This is a genomic window from Rhizobium sp. SSA_523, assembly GCF_030435705.1.
Lineage (GTDB): Bacteria > Pseudomonadota > Alphaproteobacteria > Rhizobiales > Rhizobiaceae > Neorhizobium.
The window spans coordinates 1,308,284-1,323,519 of sequence record NZ_CP129381.1 but is presented as its reverse complement, the minus strand read 5'-3'; the positions used below and the strand labels follow the sequence as shown (position 1 = coordinate 1,323,519).

Below are 15,236 nucleotides of genomic sequence, written 5' to 3'. Positions count from 1 at the left end.
TACGGGAGCCAGTCATGAAACTCTACCACTTTCCTTTGTCGGGACACGCGCACCGCGCCCGCCTCTTCCTTTCTTTGCTGAATGTGGAAGCCGAGATCATCGATCTCGATCTGGCGAAGGGTGAGCACAAGACGCCCGAATTCCTGAAGCTCAATCCTTTCGGCCAGGTCCCGGTGCTGCAGGACGGCGAAGTGGTCGTCAACGATTCCAACGCCATCCTCGTCTATGTGGCCACGAAGCTCGGCCGCAAGGACTGGCTGCCGGATGATCTGGCATCTGTTGCGAAGATACAGAAGTGGCTCTCCGTCGCTGCCGGGGAAATTGCCTATGGCCCGTGCGCGGCCCGTTTGATCACGGTCTTCGGCGCGGATTTCCGGGCCGACGAGGTGATTGCGCGCGCTCACCGGGTGCTTGGCCTCATCAATGCCGAGCTGGACAATCGCATGTTCATCCTCGGCAAGACGCCGACCATCGCCGATGTCGCGCTCTACAGCTACATCGCCGGCGCGCCGGAAGGCAATGTCGATCTGACGCCGCATCCGCAGGTCCGACATTGGCTGGCCAGGATCGAAGCTCTGCCCGGTTTTGTCGCTCTTCCGAAAACGGCAGCCGGCCTCGCGGCCTGACATGTCTTGCGGCCGGGACCTTGTTGCGGTCGCGCGTCCTGAAAGGAATTTCCAATGCCTGCTGAAGACTTGAAATCCTCGTCGCCCTGGCATGCAGGCGAACTGCGATTGCAGCGCCATGCCGGCGTGGCCGAGCAGATGGACCCGGTGGGACGCAAGGTCTTGCGGACATTCCTGCTCGACCAGCACCGGGAATTTTACCCGCTGCTGCCGTTCATCGTCATCGGATCTGTCGATGGCGATGGCACGCCATGGGCGACGATCCGCAGCGGAGAGCCCGGCTTCCTCCAGGCGCCCGATCCCCACAGACTGGATATTCGTGCCGCCAGGGATGCTGATGATCCCGCCGAAGCCGGGATGAACGACGGCGATCCGATCGGTCTGGTCGGCGTCGATCTCATCACGCGCCGCCGCAATCGGATGAACGGGACTGTCATCCGCAGCAGCAGCGATCGCTTTTCCGTCGCGGTCGGGCAGAGCTTCGGCAATTGTCCGCGCTACATCCAGAACCGGCAATTCAGCTTTGTCCGCGATCCGGCAAGGCCGACGCCGTCCGAAGTGCTGGTTTCGGATCGGATCAACGCACAGGAACGGAGCATCATCGAAGCGGCCGATACCTTCTTCGTTGCCTCCTATGTGGATCGCGGCGATCAGGGACGGCAGGTCGACGTGTCTCATCGGGGAGGCCGGCCCGGTTTCGTTCGCGTCGATGCCGATGGTGGCCTGACCGTGCCGGATTTCAATGGAAACCTCTTCTTCAACACACTCGGCAACTTCGTCATCAATCCACGCGCCGGTCTCCTCTTCGTTGATTACGAAACGGGTGACATGCTGCAGATTGCCGGCCGTGTCGACGTCATACTGGAGTCGGACGAGATTGCGGCCTTTCAGGGCGCCGAGCGTCTCTGGCGTGTGATGCCGGAGACGGTGGTGCTGCGGAAGGATGCCCTGCCGCTGCGCTGGCGCTTTCTCGAAGACGGCATGTCTCCGAGCAGTCTGACGACGGGCGACTGGCGGGAAGCGGCAAGCCGCCGTCCTGACGCGGCCAAGGACCAGGCAAAGACCGGGACATGGAGGCGCTTTCGCATCGAGCGAACGGTCGAGGAAAGCGAGACGATCCGTTCGCTGCACCTGGCGCCTGTGGATGACGGGGCACTCATCCCGCACGTGGCGGGCCAGCATCTGTCGGTCAGCATCAAGAACGGCAAGGACATTCTCCGCCGCAGCTATACGATTTCCAGTGCGCCATCGGATCGCTTCTACCGACTGAGCGTGAAGCGTGAGGGACTGGCATCCAGCCTGCTGCACACGATCCGGGAAGGCGAAGAGATCGAGGCGATGGCGCCGGCCGGAGCCTTTACCCTAGACGCAATGGAACGCGCCCGCCCGGCCGTCCTCCTGGCGGCTGGCATCGGCATTACGCCCTTGTTGTCTATGCTGCGCCACGTCGTTGAAACGGGTGACCGGACCGGCTATCGCCGGCCGGTATGGCTGTTCCGGTCCTCGCGGCACCTGGCGGAAAGAGCCTTTGATCGAGAAATCGGCGACCTGGTCGCGCGAAGCGAAGGGACGGTTCACGATATCAGGGTGCTCAAAGCACCCGATGTCCATAGCCAGGGCCTTTTCGAATCGGCCGGCCGGATCGATGTGCCGCTGTTGCAGGCGCATCTGCCGTTTGGAAACTATGATTTTTACATTTGCGGGCCGGCATCCTTCATGCAGTCCCTGTATGACGGACTGCGGGGGCTGGATGTCGCGGATGAGCGTATACGTGCAGAGGCCTTTGGCCCGTCCGGCCTGAGGCGTGATCCTGAGCCCGGCGCGTCTGCGCTGCCGGCCAAGCCCCCGGCGCAGGCTCCGACCCGCGTCGTCTTCACCCGATCGGGAAAAGAGGCGCGCTGGACGCCGGGCAGTGGCTCCCTGCTGGAACTTGCAGAACAATGCGGCCTCGCTCCGCCTTATGGCTGCAGGGCCGGCACTTGCGGCGATTGCCGGACAGGGATCGTCAAGGGTGATGTGAGCTATCGCACAGAGCCAGGCTATCCAAGAGCAGGCGGCGAGGCGCTGATCTGCTGCTCCGTTCCTGCAGAGCAAGACACGGAGTTGCAACTCGACCTGTAGGCGTCTGCGCGTGTGTCCTACGCCTACGCCTACACGCCCATGCCCGATCCAGCGACGATCATCCCTCCGGCACCAATCCGGGACGTGCCGATGCGGGAAGACTGAGCGCGGTGCAAGTTTCTCCCGCTCGAAGACAGCAGAAAGTAAGCGCGTTTCTATGCCCCGTTGCGATGAGCAGTTGACGGCACGCAATATGTCCACTATTCAGACATTATGTTCGCATAATGGAGGAAAGCATGGCGTCCGCACCGCAATTGTTTGGCATCATCCCGCCAACCACCACCCCTTTCGACGCCAATGGCGACATCATCTTCGACCAGTTCAAGACGCAGATCCGCTTCATGCTGGAGTCCGGCGTCCACGGTATCTGCGTCGGCGGTTCGTCGGCGGAGGGTCACACGCTGGAAATGTCCGAGCTTCAGGCTCTTCTGGAGACGGCGGCCGAAACGCTTGCCGGAAAGGCGCCGCTGATCGCCGGCGTCATCATCAACTCCACCCGCCAGGCCGTCGACCGCTGCAAGATGGCCGCAAGGGCCGGCTCGGTCGCCCTGCAGGTGACGCCGCCGCATTATGTCTTCCGCCCGTCCGATGACGCCATCGTCGATCACTTCAAGGCGATCGCCGGGGAAAGCGGCCTGCCGGTTCTCATCTATAACGTCGTGCCGTGGTGCTATCTGAGCCCCGCCCTGCTGATCCGCATCATGAAGGAAGTGCCGGGCGTCATCGGCGTCAAGCAGAGCAATGGCGACCTGAAGCTGCTCGCCGATCTTCTCCAGGAGGTGCCGGAGGGCAAGCTCGTCTTCACGGCCGTGGATGCGCTTCTCTATCCGAGTTTCGCGCTTGGTGCGCATGGCACGATCGCCGCCAATCCGGCGGCGGCGCCCGCCGCCGTGGTCAAGCTGTGGGATCTCGTCCAGGCCGGCGATCATGTGGCCGCGCTCGCCCTGCACCGCAAGCTGCTGACCTTCTGGAACGCGCTGATCTGCGACGACCTGCCGGCCTGCATTAAATATGCCCAGTCGCTCCAGGGCGTGCCGCTCGCTTTGCCGCGTGCGCCCATGCGCATGCCGGACGAAGCCCGCAAGCGCCGGATCGCCGCAGCCTTCGAAGGCCTCGACGTGCCCTTCAAGGCCGCCGCGTAAGCGCTGACGCCGAAACCGGCGGCAGGGAGGTTGCCGGACCTGGCGGCACAAATGCATGACTGCCCCCCGTCCACCGCGGCGGGGGCAATGACGACGCCTGCTCTGTCTCAATTCTTGTTTTTCTGGGAGGGAAACAATGTTCCAGTTTCGCAAACTACATGTCATCGCATCCGCCGCAGCCCTTGTGACGCTCCTCGCCGCGAGCGCTTTTGCTGCCGATCTTCGCGCCGGCACCAGCATGGCGGCGACCCATCCATCGGCGATGGTGCTCAAGAAGCTTTCCGAACTTGTGAAGGAAAGAAGCGCCGGCGCGCTTAACATCAACGTCTATACCGACGGCACGCTCGGCAATGACGGGCAGATGCAGCAGCAGGTGCAGTCGGGCACGCAAGATATCTCGACGGCCAATGCCGCCGGCCTCGCCGCACAGGTCAAGGAGATGGCCGTCGTCGAATTCCCGTTCCTCTATCGCAATTCTGACGAGTTTTACGGTGTGCTGGGCGGCGAAATGGGCAAGGAACTGGCCGCCAAGCTGTATGAGAAGGGGTGGGTGGCTCTCGGCTTTTCGCATAACGGTTTCCGCCATGCGACCAACAGCAAGCAACCGATTACCAAATGGGAGGACTTCAAGGGCCTGAAAGTCCGCGTCATCCCGAACGCCATGTATATCGATATGTTCTCCGCACTGGGAGCCAATCCGACGCCGATGCCGGTCTCGGAAGTCTACGCCGCGCTGGAGACCGGCACGGTGGACGCGCAGGAAGCGCCGCTTGCGCAAATCAACGCGATGCGCGTTTACGAGGTCCAGAAATTCATCAGCTTGACGGGGCATTCCGTCAACTCGGAAATCATCGTCATGAGCCGCAAGACCTATGACGCGATGACGCCGGAGAACCAGCAGCTGATCGTTGCCGCCGGGAAGGATGCGGTCGAATGGAAACGCAAGCAGTTCGCCGAAATGGAAGCAGGCCTCCTGAAGACGATCGAGGAGGGCGGCATGACGTCCAATCCGGTCGACAATGCCGAGCTGGCCCGCATGGCCGAGCAGATGAAACCGGTGATCGCCAAACATTCGGAGCTTGCCGGCAAGGATTTCGCGGACCGCTACATCAAGGCGATCGAAGCATCGCGCAGCGGCAATTGAGGATGTGGCGGGGCCGGGGCACGCCTCCGGCTCCACCTCCCGGGAGATCGATCCATGCGCTACGTCGACTGGCTTTTCCGCCTGTTTGAAATCGCCCTCGTCATCCTGCTCGGCTGCATGGTCGTGATGGTGTTCGGCAATGTCGTGCTGCGGTACGGCTTCAATTCCGGCATCACCGTTTCCGAAGAGCTTTCCCGGTTCGCCTTCATCTGGCTGGCCTTTCTCGGCACGGTGGTCGGCTTTCGCGACCGCGCTCATCTCGGCGCCGATTTCCTGGTCAGCGCGCTGCCGCCGCTCGGCAGAAAGATCTGCTTCGTCATCTGCTCGCTGCTGATCATCTGGAGCTGCTCGCTGATCTTCATCGGCACATTGCGGGGTCACTCGATCAATATGCAGAACTATTCGCCCGTCATGGGCCTCCCGATGGAATACATCTACGCCTCGGCCTATGTTCTCAGCATCGGCATCATCGCGCTGACCGTGGCGCGCCTTTACGAATTCGCCAAAGGCAGGATCCGCAACGAGGATCTGTTTGGCGCCATCGACGCCGAAGAAGCGCTGGCGATCGAGGCCGCGGCAGCCGGCAAAACCGGGTCGACCTCCGGCGGCATGCATTCGCAAGAGAAAAATCCATGACCGTCGTCGTCTTCGTATCCGCTCTGCTCGGCGCCATGGCGATCGGGCTGCCCATTGCCTTCGCCTTGCTGGTCACCGGCATTGCGCTGATGGTCTACCTCAACAATTTCGATGCGCAGATCATTGCCCAGAACCTGTTCACCGGCGCCGACAGTTTTCCGCTGATGGCCGTGCCCTTCTTCATGCTGGCCGGCGAACTCATGAATGCCGGCGGCCTGTCGCGCCGGATCGTCGAGGCGGCCATGGCCTGGGTCGGCCACTGGCGCGGCGGTCTGGGTTATGTCGCAATCATCGCCTCGGTGATCATGGCATCGCTGTCGGGTTCGGCCGTGGCCGATACGGCGGCCATTGCCGCGCTTCTCATCCCGATGATGCGCAAGGCCAATTACAACATTCCCCGCTCGGCAGGCCTGATCTCGGCCGGTGGCGTCATCGCGCCGATCATCCCGCCGTCGATCGGCCTTGTGCTGTACGGCGTGTCCGGCAATGTCTCGATCCGTCAATTGTTCCTCGCCGGCATCGTGCCGGGCATCCTGATGGGCATTGCGCTGATGGCGACGTGGTGGACGGTCGCGCGCCGTGACCAGGTCGCCACCACGCCCAAGGCAAGCTGGGCCAAGCGCCGCAAGACGGTCATTGACGGTTTCTGGGCTTTCCTGCTGCCGGTCGTCATCATCGGCGGACTGAAGCTTGGCGTGTTCACGCCGACGGAAGCCGCCGTCGTGGCGGCGGTCTACGCCCTTTTCGTCGGCCTGTTCATCTATCGCGAACTGAAGATCGCCGACCTCTACCAAGTCTTCCTGTCGGCGGCGAAAACCACGTCGGTGGTGATGTTCCTTGCCGCGACTGCCGTTGTCTCAGCATGGCTCATCACGATCGCCAACGTCCCCGCCGAGGTCGGACGCCTTCTTGAGCCTTTCATGGACAATAAGATCATGCTGATGTTCGTCATCATGGTGCTTGTCGTGATCATCGGAACCGCGCTCGATTTCGTGCCGACCATCCTCATCCTGACGCCGGTCCTTGTGCCGGTCATCAAGATGGCGGGCATAGATCCGGTCTATTTCGGCGTGCTGTTCATCATGAACAATGCGATCGGCCTGATCACGCCGCCGGTCGGCACGGTGCTGAATGTTGCGGCGGGCGTCGCACGGGTTCCGCTCGGATTGGTGATCCGCGGGGTGACGCCTTTCCTCCTCGCCGAGATTGCCGTGCTCTTTCTGCTCGTCCTGTTTCCGGAGCTTGTCACCGTGCCGCTCCAATACCTGCGCTGAGGTCGTGCCATGCAGCCAATGACAGAACCATCGTCGGATTTCGAAGCCAGAGTCCTGCCCAGGCTTGCCGCTCTTCTCGGTGACCGGATCTCGATCTCCAGGGTCCTGCGTGAACAGCATGGCCATGGCGAGGGCCTGCCGGACAGCGCCATGCCCGATGCGGTCGCATTTGCGCACACGACGGAGGAGGTTGCCGCGATCGCCGCGATCTGCAACGACACCCGCACGCCCCTCATTCCCTTCGGAGCCGGATCCTCCCTGGAGGGCCACGTCGTCCCGCTTTTCGGCGGCGTGGCCCTCGACTTGTCCGGCATGACGCGGATCATTGCGGTCAATGCCGAAAGCATGGACTGCCGGGTCGAGGCGGGCGTCACGAAAGAGCAGCTCAATACCGAGCTGCGCGCCAGCGGCCTGTTCTTCCCCGTCGATCCGGGCGCCCATGCGACGCTCGGCGGAATGGCCGCCACGCGCGCCTCCGGTACCAATGCCGTTCGCTACGGCACCATGCGCGAAGTGACGCTCGGCCTCACCGTCGTGACGCCCGACGGCCGCATCATCCGCACCGGTGGCCGGGCGCGCAAATCCGCAGCCGGATTGGACTTGACCCGGCTCTATGTCGGCAGCGAAGGCACGCTCGGCGTCATCACGGAAGTCGCGCTGAAGCTGAGCGGCATTCCCGAAACGATCTCGTCAGCCGTCTGCCAGTTTCCGGATATGCAGAGCGCAGTCGGCACCGTCATCGCCGCCTTACAGATCGGCATCAATGTGGCGCGGATCGAACTTGCCGACGAAATGCAGATGCGCGCCTGCATCCGGTATTCGAAACTCGACGAATTTCAGGAGCAGCCGACCCTCTTCTTTGAGTTCCATGGCACACCCGCGGTTGTTGCCGAGCAGACGGAAACCATGCAGGCGCTTGCGGAAGAATTCGGCGGCAATGGCTTCCAGTTCGCCAACCGCCCGGAAGAGCGCTCCCGCCTATGGACGGCAAGGCACAATACCTATTTCGCCAATGTGGCGCTGATCCCTGGCCACCGGTTGATCGGCACCGACGCCTGCGTGCCGATTTCGGAACTGGCCGCCTGCATCGAGGCGACAAAGAAGGACATTGAAGAAAGCGGCATGACGGCACCGCTGGTCGGTCATGTCGGCGATGGCAATTTCCACCTCGCGATCCTGTTTGACCCCGAAGATCCGGAGGACCGCAGAAGGGCCGAGGCGCTTGCGAGCCGTGTCAGCCTGCGCGCCATCCAGTTCGGCGGGACCTGCAGCGGGGAACACGGCATAGGCATCGGGAAAATTCGCTACATGGAGACCGAACACGGCGTGGCGCTCGACGTCATGCGCACGATCAAGACTGCACTCGATCCCAATGGGATCATGAATCCCGGCAAGATGTTGCCTTCAGGCATGGGAGACCACTGATATGAAGAAACTGATGAATGCACCCGGCAATTTCGTCGATGAGGCTTTGGATGGCCTGACAATGGCCAATCCCTCCATCGTCCGCGATGGCGAGAATGGTCGGGTCATCCGGCGGGCGGAAGGCGCGCGCAAGGGCAAGGTCGGCATTGCCTCCGGCGGCGGATCCGGCCATCTGCCGCTGTTCACGGGCTATGTCGGCCAGGGACTGCTCGACACCTGCTCGATCGGCAACGTCTTCGAAGGCCCGAATGTCGGTTCCTGCATGGATGCGATCAAGCTTGCCGATGGCGGCCGCGGCGTGCTTCGGCTCTACGGCAATTACGGCGGCGACCGCATGAATTTCGACATGGCCGGCGAAATGCTGGAGGACGAGATCCGCACCACGACGGTGCTCGGCACCGACGACATTGCCAGCGCCTCGCCCGAGGAAAGCGCCAAGCGCCGCGGCGTGGCGGGAATTGTCTATGCCTACAAGATCGCCGGTGCGAAGGCTGAGACCGGCGCCGACCTCGACGAGGTGACGGCTACGGCCGCAAAGGCGGTCGCCGCCACCCGCACCATCGGCGTCGCGCTTGCTCCGTGCCAGGTCCCGGGTTCGGCCAAGCCGACATTCACGCTTGGCGAGAACGAGATCGAGATGGGCATGGGCATTCATGGCGAGCCCGGCATCTGGCGCAACACTTTGACGTCCGCCGACGAAATTGCCGACGAAATGCTGGATCGGCTTCTCGCGGAGGCGCCGCAAAATGCCGGCTCCGAGGTCTCGATCCTGGTCAACGGTCTCGGCGCAACACCGCTGGAGGAACTCTTCATTCTCTACCGGCACGCCTCCCGGAAGCTGGCCGCGGCCGATCTGACCATTGTCCAGCCGCTGGTTGGCAACTTCGTCACTTCGATGGAAATGGCAGGAGCCTCCATCAGCCTCTGCTTCCTCGACGAGGAGCTGAAATCACTGTTGGCGGCACCCGCCTATTGCCCGTTCTGGAGGGTCGGATGAGCACTTTCGCAGTCAAAGACGTCAAGGCCATCGTCAGCAAGGCAGCCGCCGCCATGGTGGAGCTGGAGCAGGAACTGAATGCCGCCGATGCCAAGCTCGGCGATGGCGATACTGGCGGCATGCTGGCGCGCGTCATTTCCGCGATCGACACGGCGGCCGCAGCGTCCGACGAGGATGTTGGCGCCTGCTTCTCAGCCTACGCAAAAGCGGCGGCCGTCGCGACCGGATCGAGCCTTGGCACCCTGTTTGCCACGGCGCTGATGACCTTCGCCAAGAGCACCAAAGGTCAGGAAGCCGTGCCGCTTTCCGAGCTGGCGCCGCTGCTTGCCAAAGCGCGTGACGCGATGATGGCGCGGGGCGGGGCAACGCTCGGCGACAAGACAGTTCTCGACGCGATCGATGCCGTGGCGCGGGCCCTTGAAGGGGTCGGCGATCCGCAGGAGGCGAAGCGGCTGGCCGTCGAGGCGACGCAGGCCGCTCTTCTGGAATTTCGCGGCAGGCCGAACAAGATCGGCCGCGCCCGCATGTTTGCCGACCAGACCATCGGGCTGGACGATCCGGGCATGCTTGCCTTCGCAGAGCTGTGCAAAGCGGTGGCATGATGGGTTGATGCGGTCGCCTCCGGCAACATTTCAACGATCGGCAAAGCGTGATAACCCACGTTCAAGAGGATGCTGATCAGGAGCGGGAATGTCTAAGCAGATCGAACAATCCGAAGCGGAAAACGAACGCAGTTCCAGCCAGATGCTTTCCTTTTCGAAGATGCTGGCGGTGCTGGACTGCTTCTCGCGTGACGACCGCTCGCTCTCCGTTCTGGAAATCGCCAGGCGCACCAAACTGCCGCGCACGACGGTTCATCGCATCGTCGGTTCTCTGCGTTCGCTCGGTCTGATCGACCAGGATCGCGACCGCGAGAAATACCGCCTCGGCCTCAAGCTTTTCGAGCTCGGCAATACGGTTCTTGCAAATATGGATGTGCAGAGGGAGGCGAGCGAGAGCATTGCGACGCTCGTCAACAAGACCGGCCAGTCGGTGCATCTTGGGGTCTTCGACGGCTTTGAGATCGTGATGGTCGAACGCGCCGATTCGAAGGTCGGGCAGGTGAACCGGGTCGTCACGCTCGAAAGCGCGGCCGCCTATTGCAGTGCCACCGGCAAGGCAGCCCTCGCCTTCCAGCCGCAATCGGTCGTGGACCGGATCATATCGCATGGGTTCACCGCGCTGACACCGAACACGATCACCTCCGGCAAACAGTTGATGGACGATCTCGCCGCGATCCGTGAACGGGGATATTCCATCGACGATGCCGAATACGAGGATTGGCGCCGCTGCGTCGCGGCTCCCATTCGAAACGCCAGCGGACGGGTTTTCGCGGCGATCAGCGTGACCGGCAAGAAAGAGAATTTCACCGACAAGACGATCCCGGAATATGCCAGCCTGGTTGTCGCACAGGCGGACAAAATCTCGCGCCGCCTCGGATACGAGCGCAACGGAGAGTGAACCCCAAGACGTCGCCGCACGGTCCACCGATAGCCCATCGCTCGGTCCGGTCTCGTTAAACCGTTCCGACGTCGATGGCGCATGCCTGCTCTGCCGAAATTCATCAATGAGAACAAAATCATAGCGATGCTTACCTGCTTTTGCCGCGCTATCGTCTGGTGCCTGCGCTCTCACGAAAAATTGGTCAGATAAAAGGCCGCAATTGCATGCCGGCGCTTGACGATGAAGAATATGTCCACTATTCAGACATTATGTTCGCATAATGGAGGAAAGCATGGCGTCCGCACCGCAATTGTTTGGCATAATTCCGCCAACCACCACCCCTTTCGACGCCAATGGCGACATCATCTTCGACCAGTTCAAGACGCAGATCCGCTTCATGCTGGAGTCCGGCGTCCACGGTATCTGCGTCGGCGGTTCGTCGGCGGAGGGTCACACGCTGGAAATGTCCGAGCTTCAGGCTCTTCTGGAGACGGCGGCCGAAACGCTTGCCGGAAAGGCGCCGCTGATCGCCGGCGTCATCATCAACTCCACCCGCCAGGCCGTCGACCGCTGCAAGATGGCCGCAAGGGCCGGTTCGGTCGCCCTGCAGGTGACGCCGCCGCATTATGTCTTCCGCCCGTCCGACGACGCCATCGTCGATCACTTCAAGGCGATCGCCGGGGAAAGCGGCCTGCCGGTTCTCATCTATAACGTCGTGCCGTGGTGCTATCTGAGCCCCGCCCTGCTGATCCGCATCATGAAGGAAGTGCCGGGTGTCATCGGCGTCAAGCAGAGCAATGGCGACCTGAAGCTGCTTGCCGATCTTCTCCAGGAGGTGCCGGAGGGCAAGCTCGTCTTCACGGCCGTGGATGCGCTTCTCTATCCGAGTTTCGCGCTCGGTGCGCATGGCACGATCGCCGCCAATCCGGCGGCAGCGCCCGCCGCCGTGGTCAAGCTGTGGGATCTCGTCCAGGCCGGCGATCATGTGGCCGCGCTCGCCCTGCACCGCAAGCTGCTGACCTTCTGGAACGCGCTGATCTGCGACGACCTGCCGGCCTGCATCAAATATGCCCAGTCGCTCCAGGGCGTGCCGCTCGCTTTGCCGCGTGCGCCCATGCGCATGCCGGACGAAGCCCGCAAGCGCCGCATCGCCGCAGCCTTCGAAGGCCTCGACGTGCCCTTCAAGGCCGCCGCATAAGCGCTGACGCCGAAACCGGCGGCAGGGAGGTATGCCGCCGGCTTGCAGATGGAGAAGTATCCGGGCATGAAGCCCACAACCGTTTCAAGGGAGGAAATCTTGAACAACGTTTCCAGAACATTTTCGCGCCTTCTCGGCAGCCTGGCTGCTGCCGGCGGCATTCTGTCCGCCTCCGTCGCCCTGGCGGAATGGCCCGAACGGCCGGTTCAGATGATCGTCGTTGCCGGTGCCGGTGGCGGCAGCGACTACACGATGCGCCTTCTCGGCGCGGGCCTCGAGGCCGAACTCGGCAAGCCTTTCACCATCGTCAACCAGGCCCAGGCCTCCGGCATCGTGGGTTACACGACCTATGCAAATGCGGCCAAGGACGGCCACACGCTCGGTCAGCTCTCGCCGATTGCGCAGTTCAAGCTGCTGGGGCAGGCCAATTTCACGCCTGAGACTTTCACGGCCATTGCCCAGTTCAATGCCGATCCTTCCGCGATCCATGTTGCCAAGGACTCCCCCTTCAAGGACACCAAGGAACTGATCGCGGCCATCAAGGCCGATCCGGGCAAGTTGAAGATCCATTGCGGCGGTGCCTGCAATGCGAGCTGGGACATTCCCTTCGTCGCAATGCTGCTCGATCAGGGGGTTGACGTCACCAAGCTGAACCTCATTCCCGGAGCCGGCTCTTCGGCTGCGCTGCAAGAGCTGGCGGCCGGCGGTGTCGATGTCGTTCTCTGCTCCATTCCGGAAACGACGGCCCTTGCACAGGCCGGGGTCGTGCGCACGGTGGCGGTCATGAGCGAGGAACGCATCGCCATAGATCCCAACGTGCCGACGGTGAAGGAACAGCTCGGCAAGTCCTATGTCGGCGGCACCTGGCGCGGCATAGGCGGGCCGGCCCAGATGGACCCGGCACTCGTCTCGCGCATCGAAGCGGCGGTCCAGAAGGTGGTCGAAAGCGAGACGTTCAAGAAGGGCATGGAAGCCCGCGGCTTCGGCGTCGCCTGGCGCAATCATGCGGACTTCACGAGCTTTCTCGGCGAGCATTTCGAAGAGACGACGAAGGTCATCAATGCGCTGAAAACCAAGTGACGTCGAAGGAGACTGAAGAGGTGAGGCCGGTGGCTTCACCTCTTCAGTCGGGAGAGATTTCATGACCAATCTTGGGGACAGAAGGCTTGGCCTTCTCGTGGCGGTGGTCGGCATCGTCATCATCTACATGTCTCTGCAGCTCCCGGAGCCGATGTCGGGCACGCACATCACTTACGGCCCGGGATTTTTCCCGGCTCTGCTTGGCGTTGCGGCTGTGGCGGCGGGCGTGACACTCGCCGTCGTGAAGCCGGATGCAGGGCAAAACGAGGATGAGGACGCAGCCGCGCCTGCCGAGGCCCCAAGGCTCGGCGGACCCGTTCTGGTCCTCCTGGCGATGCTTTCCTATATCTATCTCAGCGACCTGATCGGCTTCATTCCGCTCGCGACCGCGACACTCACAATCCTGCTGATCTTCGGCGGTATGCGGTTTCCCAAGGCCATCGCGCTCTCCCTGCTCGCCAGCATCATCATCTATCTGATGTTTTCGAAGGGCCTGCTCGTGCCTCTGCCGCGCGGTCTGCTCCAACCCTGGGCGCTCTGGCTATGATGGCGAATATCCTTGCGGCAGCTGCCGAACTCTTCTCTCCTTATGTGCTGGCGGTAATCCTCGGCAGCGCCGTGTTCGGCCTGTTCTTGGGCGCCGTGCCGGGGCTGACCGCGACAATGGCGACGGCACTGCTTGTCCCTGTGACATTCTACATGGACCCGGTACCGGCAGTGGCGGCGATGGTGACCGCGTCCGCCATGGCGATGTTTGCGGGAGACATTCCCTCGGCTTTGCTCCGCATGCCGGGGACCCCGGCCTCGGCCGCCTACACGGATGATGCATATTCTCTTACCAAGAAGGGGCTTGCCCATGTCTCGCTCGGCATTTGCCTGCTCACCTCGGCGATCGGCGGCATTTTCGGCGCCCTCGTGCTCTCCGTTTTCGCGCCGCCTCTCGCGGCAATCGCCCTCAAGTTCAGCAGCTTCGAATATTTCTGGCTCTGCCTGCTCGGCCTGACGACATCCGCCTTCATCATGCAGGGATCGCCGATCAAGGGCATCATCTCGCTTTCCCTCGGTCTGCTGGTCTCCACCATCGGCATCGATCCCGTCAGCGGCGTGCCGCGCTTCACCTTCGGCAGTTCAGCCCTGATCGGCGGCGTTTCGCTTGTCCCGGTCATGATCGGTGTCTTTGCCGTTGCCGAAATCTTCCGCTTCTATGCCCGCCGCAATCCGCAGCTGCCGCTCGAACAGGTGGAGCTCAAGGGCGTGTTTTCAGGCCAGACCCGCATCCTGTGGCGCCAGCGCAGGGCGATCGCGCAAGGCAATGTTCTCGGAACGATCATCGGGATCGTGCCCGGCGCTGGAGCGGATATCGCGGCCTGGGTATCCTATTCGCTTGCCAAGAAATTCTCGAAGAACCCTCAGGAATATGGGCGCGGTTCGCAGGAGGGCCTTGCCGCCGCAGGTGCGGCGAACAATGCCGCCGTCAGCGGTGCATATGTGCCGGCACTTGTCTTCGGCATTCCAGGCGATGCGATCACTGCGATCGTCATCGGCGTGCTGTTCATGAAGGGCGTCAATCCAGGGCCGACCATCTTCCTCAACAATCCGGTCACCGTCTACGGCATCTTCATGGCCTTCATCTTGGCCAACCTGCTGATGATTCCCCTCGGCTGGGCGGCGATCCGCTGCGGCCGGATGATCCTGAAGGTGAAGCTTCCCATTCTGATGCCGATCATCCTGGTGTTCTGCATGGTGGGCTCCTTCGCCGTGGAGAACACGATCACGGCCGTCGGCGTGGCTCTGGCTTTCGGTGTCGTCGGCTATTTCATGGAAGAGAACGGCATTCCGATTGCGCCCTTCGTTCTCGGCATCGTCCTCGGGCCGCTCGTTGAGCAGAATTTCCTCACCTCTATGATGAAGTCCGGCGGATCGCTGCTCGCCTTCTTCGACCGGCCGATCGCGGCATCGCTGGGCGCCATCACCCTTCTGATCTGGATATCGCCCCTGATCTCGATGCTCAGGCGGCGCCAGTCCGCATCCAGGGAAACGTGATCTTCAGTCGGCTGCACGCCTTCCGGTTCAAGATCGTCCGCAGATACGGCAACAAGACACGGAAGCTT

Annotated in this window: 14 protein-coding genes; all 14 read left to right on the top strand. The window is 62.3% G+C overall.

Going from position 1 to position 15,236, the window contains the following annotated elements; translation table 11 throughout:
* Positions 1–14 precede the first annotated feature (14 nt).
* The 14 genes from QTJ18_RS07260 (at position 15) to QTJ18_RS07195 (ending at position 15,168) form a co-directional block, all read left to right on the top strand.
* Positions 15–626, top strand: a complete 612-nt coding sequence (locus QTJ18_RS07260; protein ID WP_252754115.1) for a glutathione S-transferase family protein — start codon at positions 15–17, stop codon at positions 624–626.
* 54 nt (positions 627–680) lie between these two features.
* On the top strand, positions 681–2,747 hold the full coding sequence (locus tag QTJ18_RS07255) for a 2Fe-2S iron-sulfur cluster-binding protein (RefSeq protein ID WP_252754116.1): 2,067 nt from the start codon (positions 681–683) through the stop codon (positions 2,745–2,747).
* Positions 2,748–2,983: 236 nt separating this feature from the next.
* Positions 2,984–3,889: a dihydrodipicolinate synthase family protein gene (locus QTJ18_RS07250; RefSeq protein ID WP_252754117.1), complete on the top strand. Its 906-nt coding sequence runs from the start codon at positions 2,984–2,986 to the stop codon at positions 3,887–3,889.
* A gap of 136 nt (positions 3,890–4,025) precedes the next feature.
* Positions 4,026–5,033, top strand: a complete 1,008-nt coding sequence (locus QTJ18_RS07245) for a DctP family TRAP transporter solute-binding subunit (protein ID WP_252754118.1) — start codon at positions 4,026–4,028, stop codon at positions 5,031–5,033.
* 54 nt (positions 5,034–5,087) lie between these two features.
* On the top strand, positions 5,088–5,669 hold the full coding sequence (locus tag QTJ18_RS07240; RefSeq protein ID WP_252754119.1) for a TRAP transporter small permease: 582 nt from the start codon (positions 5,088–5,090) through the stop codon (positions 5,667–5,669).
* The gene (locus QTJ18_RS07235; protein ID WP_252754120.1) at positions 5,666–6,943 is read left to right on the top strand and encodes a TRAP transporter large permease; all 1,278 of its coding nucleotides are present in this window, start codon (positions 5,666–5,668) and stop codon (positions 6,941–6,943) included. The genes QTJ18_RS07240 and QTJ18_RS07235 overlap by 4 nt, the downstream gene beginning before the upstream one ends.
* A 9-nt stretch (positions 6,944–6,952) precedes the next feature.
* The gene (locus QTJ18_RS07230; RefSeq protein WP_252754121.1) at positions 6,953–8,368 is read left to right on the top strand and encodes an FAD-binding oxidoreductase; all 1,416 of its coding nucleotides are present in this window, start codon (positions 6,953–6,955) and stop codon (positions 8,366–8,368) included.
* Between the two features lies 1 nt (position 8,369).
* On the top strand, positions 8,370–9,365 hold the full coding sequence (locus QTJ18_RS07225; protein ID WP_252754122.1) for a dihydroxyacetone kinase subunit DhaK: 996 nt from the start codon (positions 8,370–8,372) through the stop codon (positions 9,363–9,365).
* Positions 9,362–9,967 carry a dihydroxyacetone kinase subunit L gene (locus QTJ18_RS07220; RefSeq protein ID WP_252754123.1) on the top strand — a complete coding sequence of 202 codons (606 nt, stop codon included), beginning with the start codon at positions 9,362–9,364 and terminating at the stop codon, positions 9,965–9,967. The genes QTJ18_RS07225 and QTJ18_RS07220 overlap by 4 nt, the downstream gene beginning before the upstream one ends.
* A gap of 88 nt (positions 9,968–10,055) precedes the next feature.
* Positions 10,056–10,865, top strand: a complete 810-nt coding sequence (locus tag QTJ18_RS07215) for an IclR family transcriptional regulator (RefSeq protein WP_252754124.1) — start codon at positions 10,056–10,058, stop codon at positions 10,863–10,865.
* A gap of 274 nt (positions 10,866–11,139) precedes the next feature.
* Positions 11,140–12,045, top strand: coding sequence for a dihydrodipicolinate synthase family protein (locus QTJ18_RS07210; RefSeq protein ID WP_252754117.1), 906 nt, complete (start codon positions 11,140–11,142; stop codon positions 12,043–12,045).
* Between the two features lie 99 nt (positions 12,046–12,144).
* On the top strand, positions 12,145–13,125 hold the full coding sequence (locus QTJ18_RS07205; RefSeq protein WP_252754125.1) for a Bug family tripartite tricarboxylate transporter substrate binding protein: 981 nt from the start codon (positions 12,145–12,147) through the stop codon (positions 13,123–13,125).
* A 61-nt stretch (positions 13,126–13,186) separates the two neighbouring features.
* Positions 13,187–13,672 (top strand): tripartite tricarboxylate transporter TctB family protein, encoded by a 486-nt coding sequence (locus QTJ18_RS07200; protein WP_252754126.1) that lies wholly within the window; start codon positions 13,187–13,189, stop codon positions 13,670–13,672.
* Positions 13,669–15,168 carry a tripartite tricarboxylate transporter permease gene (locus tag QTJ18_RS07195; RefSeq protein ID WP_252754127.1) on the top strand — a complete coding sequence of 500 codons (1,500 nt, stop codon included), beginning with the start codon at positions 13,669–13,671 and terminating at the stop codon, positions 15,166–15,168. The genes QTJ18_RS07200 and QTJ18_RS07195 overlap by 4 nt, the downstream gene beginning before the upstream one ends.
* Positions 15,169–15,236: the final 68 nt, after the last annotated feature.

Coding starts and splice junctions, on each gene's coding strand:
- QTJ18_RS07260 (WP_252754115.1), top strand. CDS start 15: ATGAAACTCTACCACTTTCCTTTGTCGGGACACGCGCACCGCGCCCGC.
- QTJ18_RS07255 (WP_252754116.1), top strand. CDS start 681: ATGCCTGCTGAAGACTTGAAATCCTCGTCGCCCTGGCATGCAGGCGAA.
- QTJ18_RS07250 (WP_252754117.1), top strand. CDS start 2,984: ATGGCGTCCGCACCGCAATTGTTTGGCATCATCCCGCCAACCACCACC.
- QTJ18_RS07245 (WP_252754118.1), top strand. CDS start 4,026: ATGTTCCAGTTTCGCAAACTACATGTCATCGCATCCGCCGCAGCCCTT.
- QTJ18_RS07240 (WP_252754119.1), top strand. CDS start 5,088: ATGCGCTACGTCGACTGGCTTTTCCGCCTGTTTGAAATCGCCCTCGTC.
- QTJ18_RS07235 (WP_252754120.1), top strand. CDS start 5,666: ATGACCGTCGTCGTCTTCGTATCCGCTCTGCTCGGCGCCATGGCGATC.
- QTJ18_RS07230 (WP_252754121.1), top strand. CDS start 6,953: ATGCAGCCAATGACAGAACCATCGTCGGATTTCGAAGCCAGAGTCCTG.
- QTJ18_RS07225 (WP_252754122.1), top strand. CDS start 8,370: ATGAAGAAACTGATGAATGCACCCGGCAATTTCGTCGATGAGGCTTTG.
- QTJ18_RS07220 (WP_252754123.1), top strand. CDS start 9,362: ATGAGCACTTTCGCAGTCAAAGACGTCAAGGCCATCGTCAGCAAGGCA.
- QTJ18_RS07215 (WP_252754124.1), top strand. CDS start 10,056: ATGTCTAAGCAGATCGAACAATCCGAAGCGGAAAACGAACGCAGTTCC.
- QTJ18_RS07210 (WP_252754117.1), top strand. CDS start 11,140: ATGGCGTCCGCACCGCAATTGTTTGGCATAATTCCGCCAACCACCACC.
- QTJ18_RS07200 (WP_252754126.1), top strand. CDS start 13,187: ATGACCAATCTTGGGGACAGAAGGCTTGGCCTTCTCGTGGCGGTGGTC.
- QTJ18_RS07195 (WP_252754127.1), top strand. CDS start 13,669: ATGATGGCGAATATCCTTGCGGCAGCTGCCGAACTCTTCTCTCCTTAT.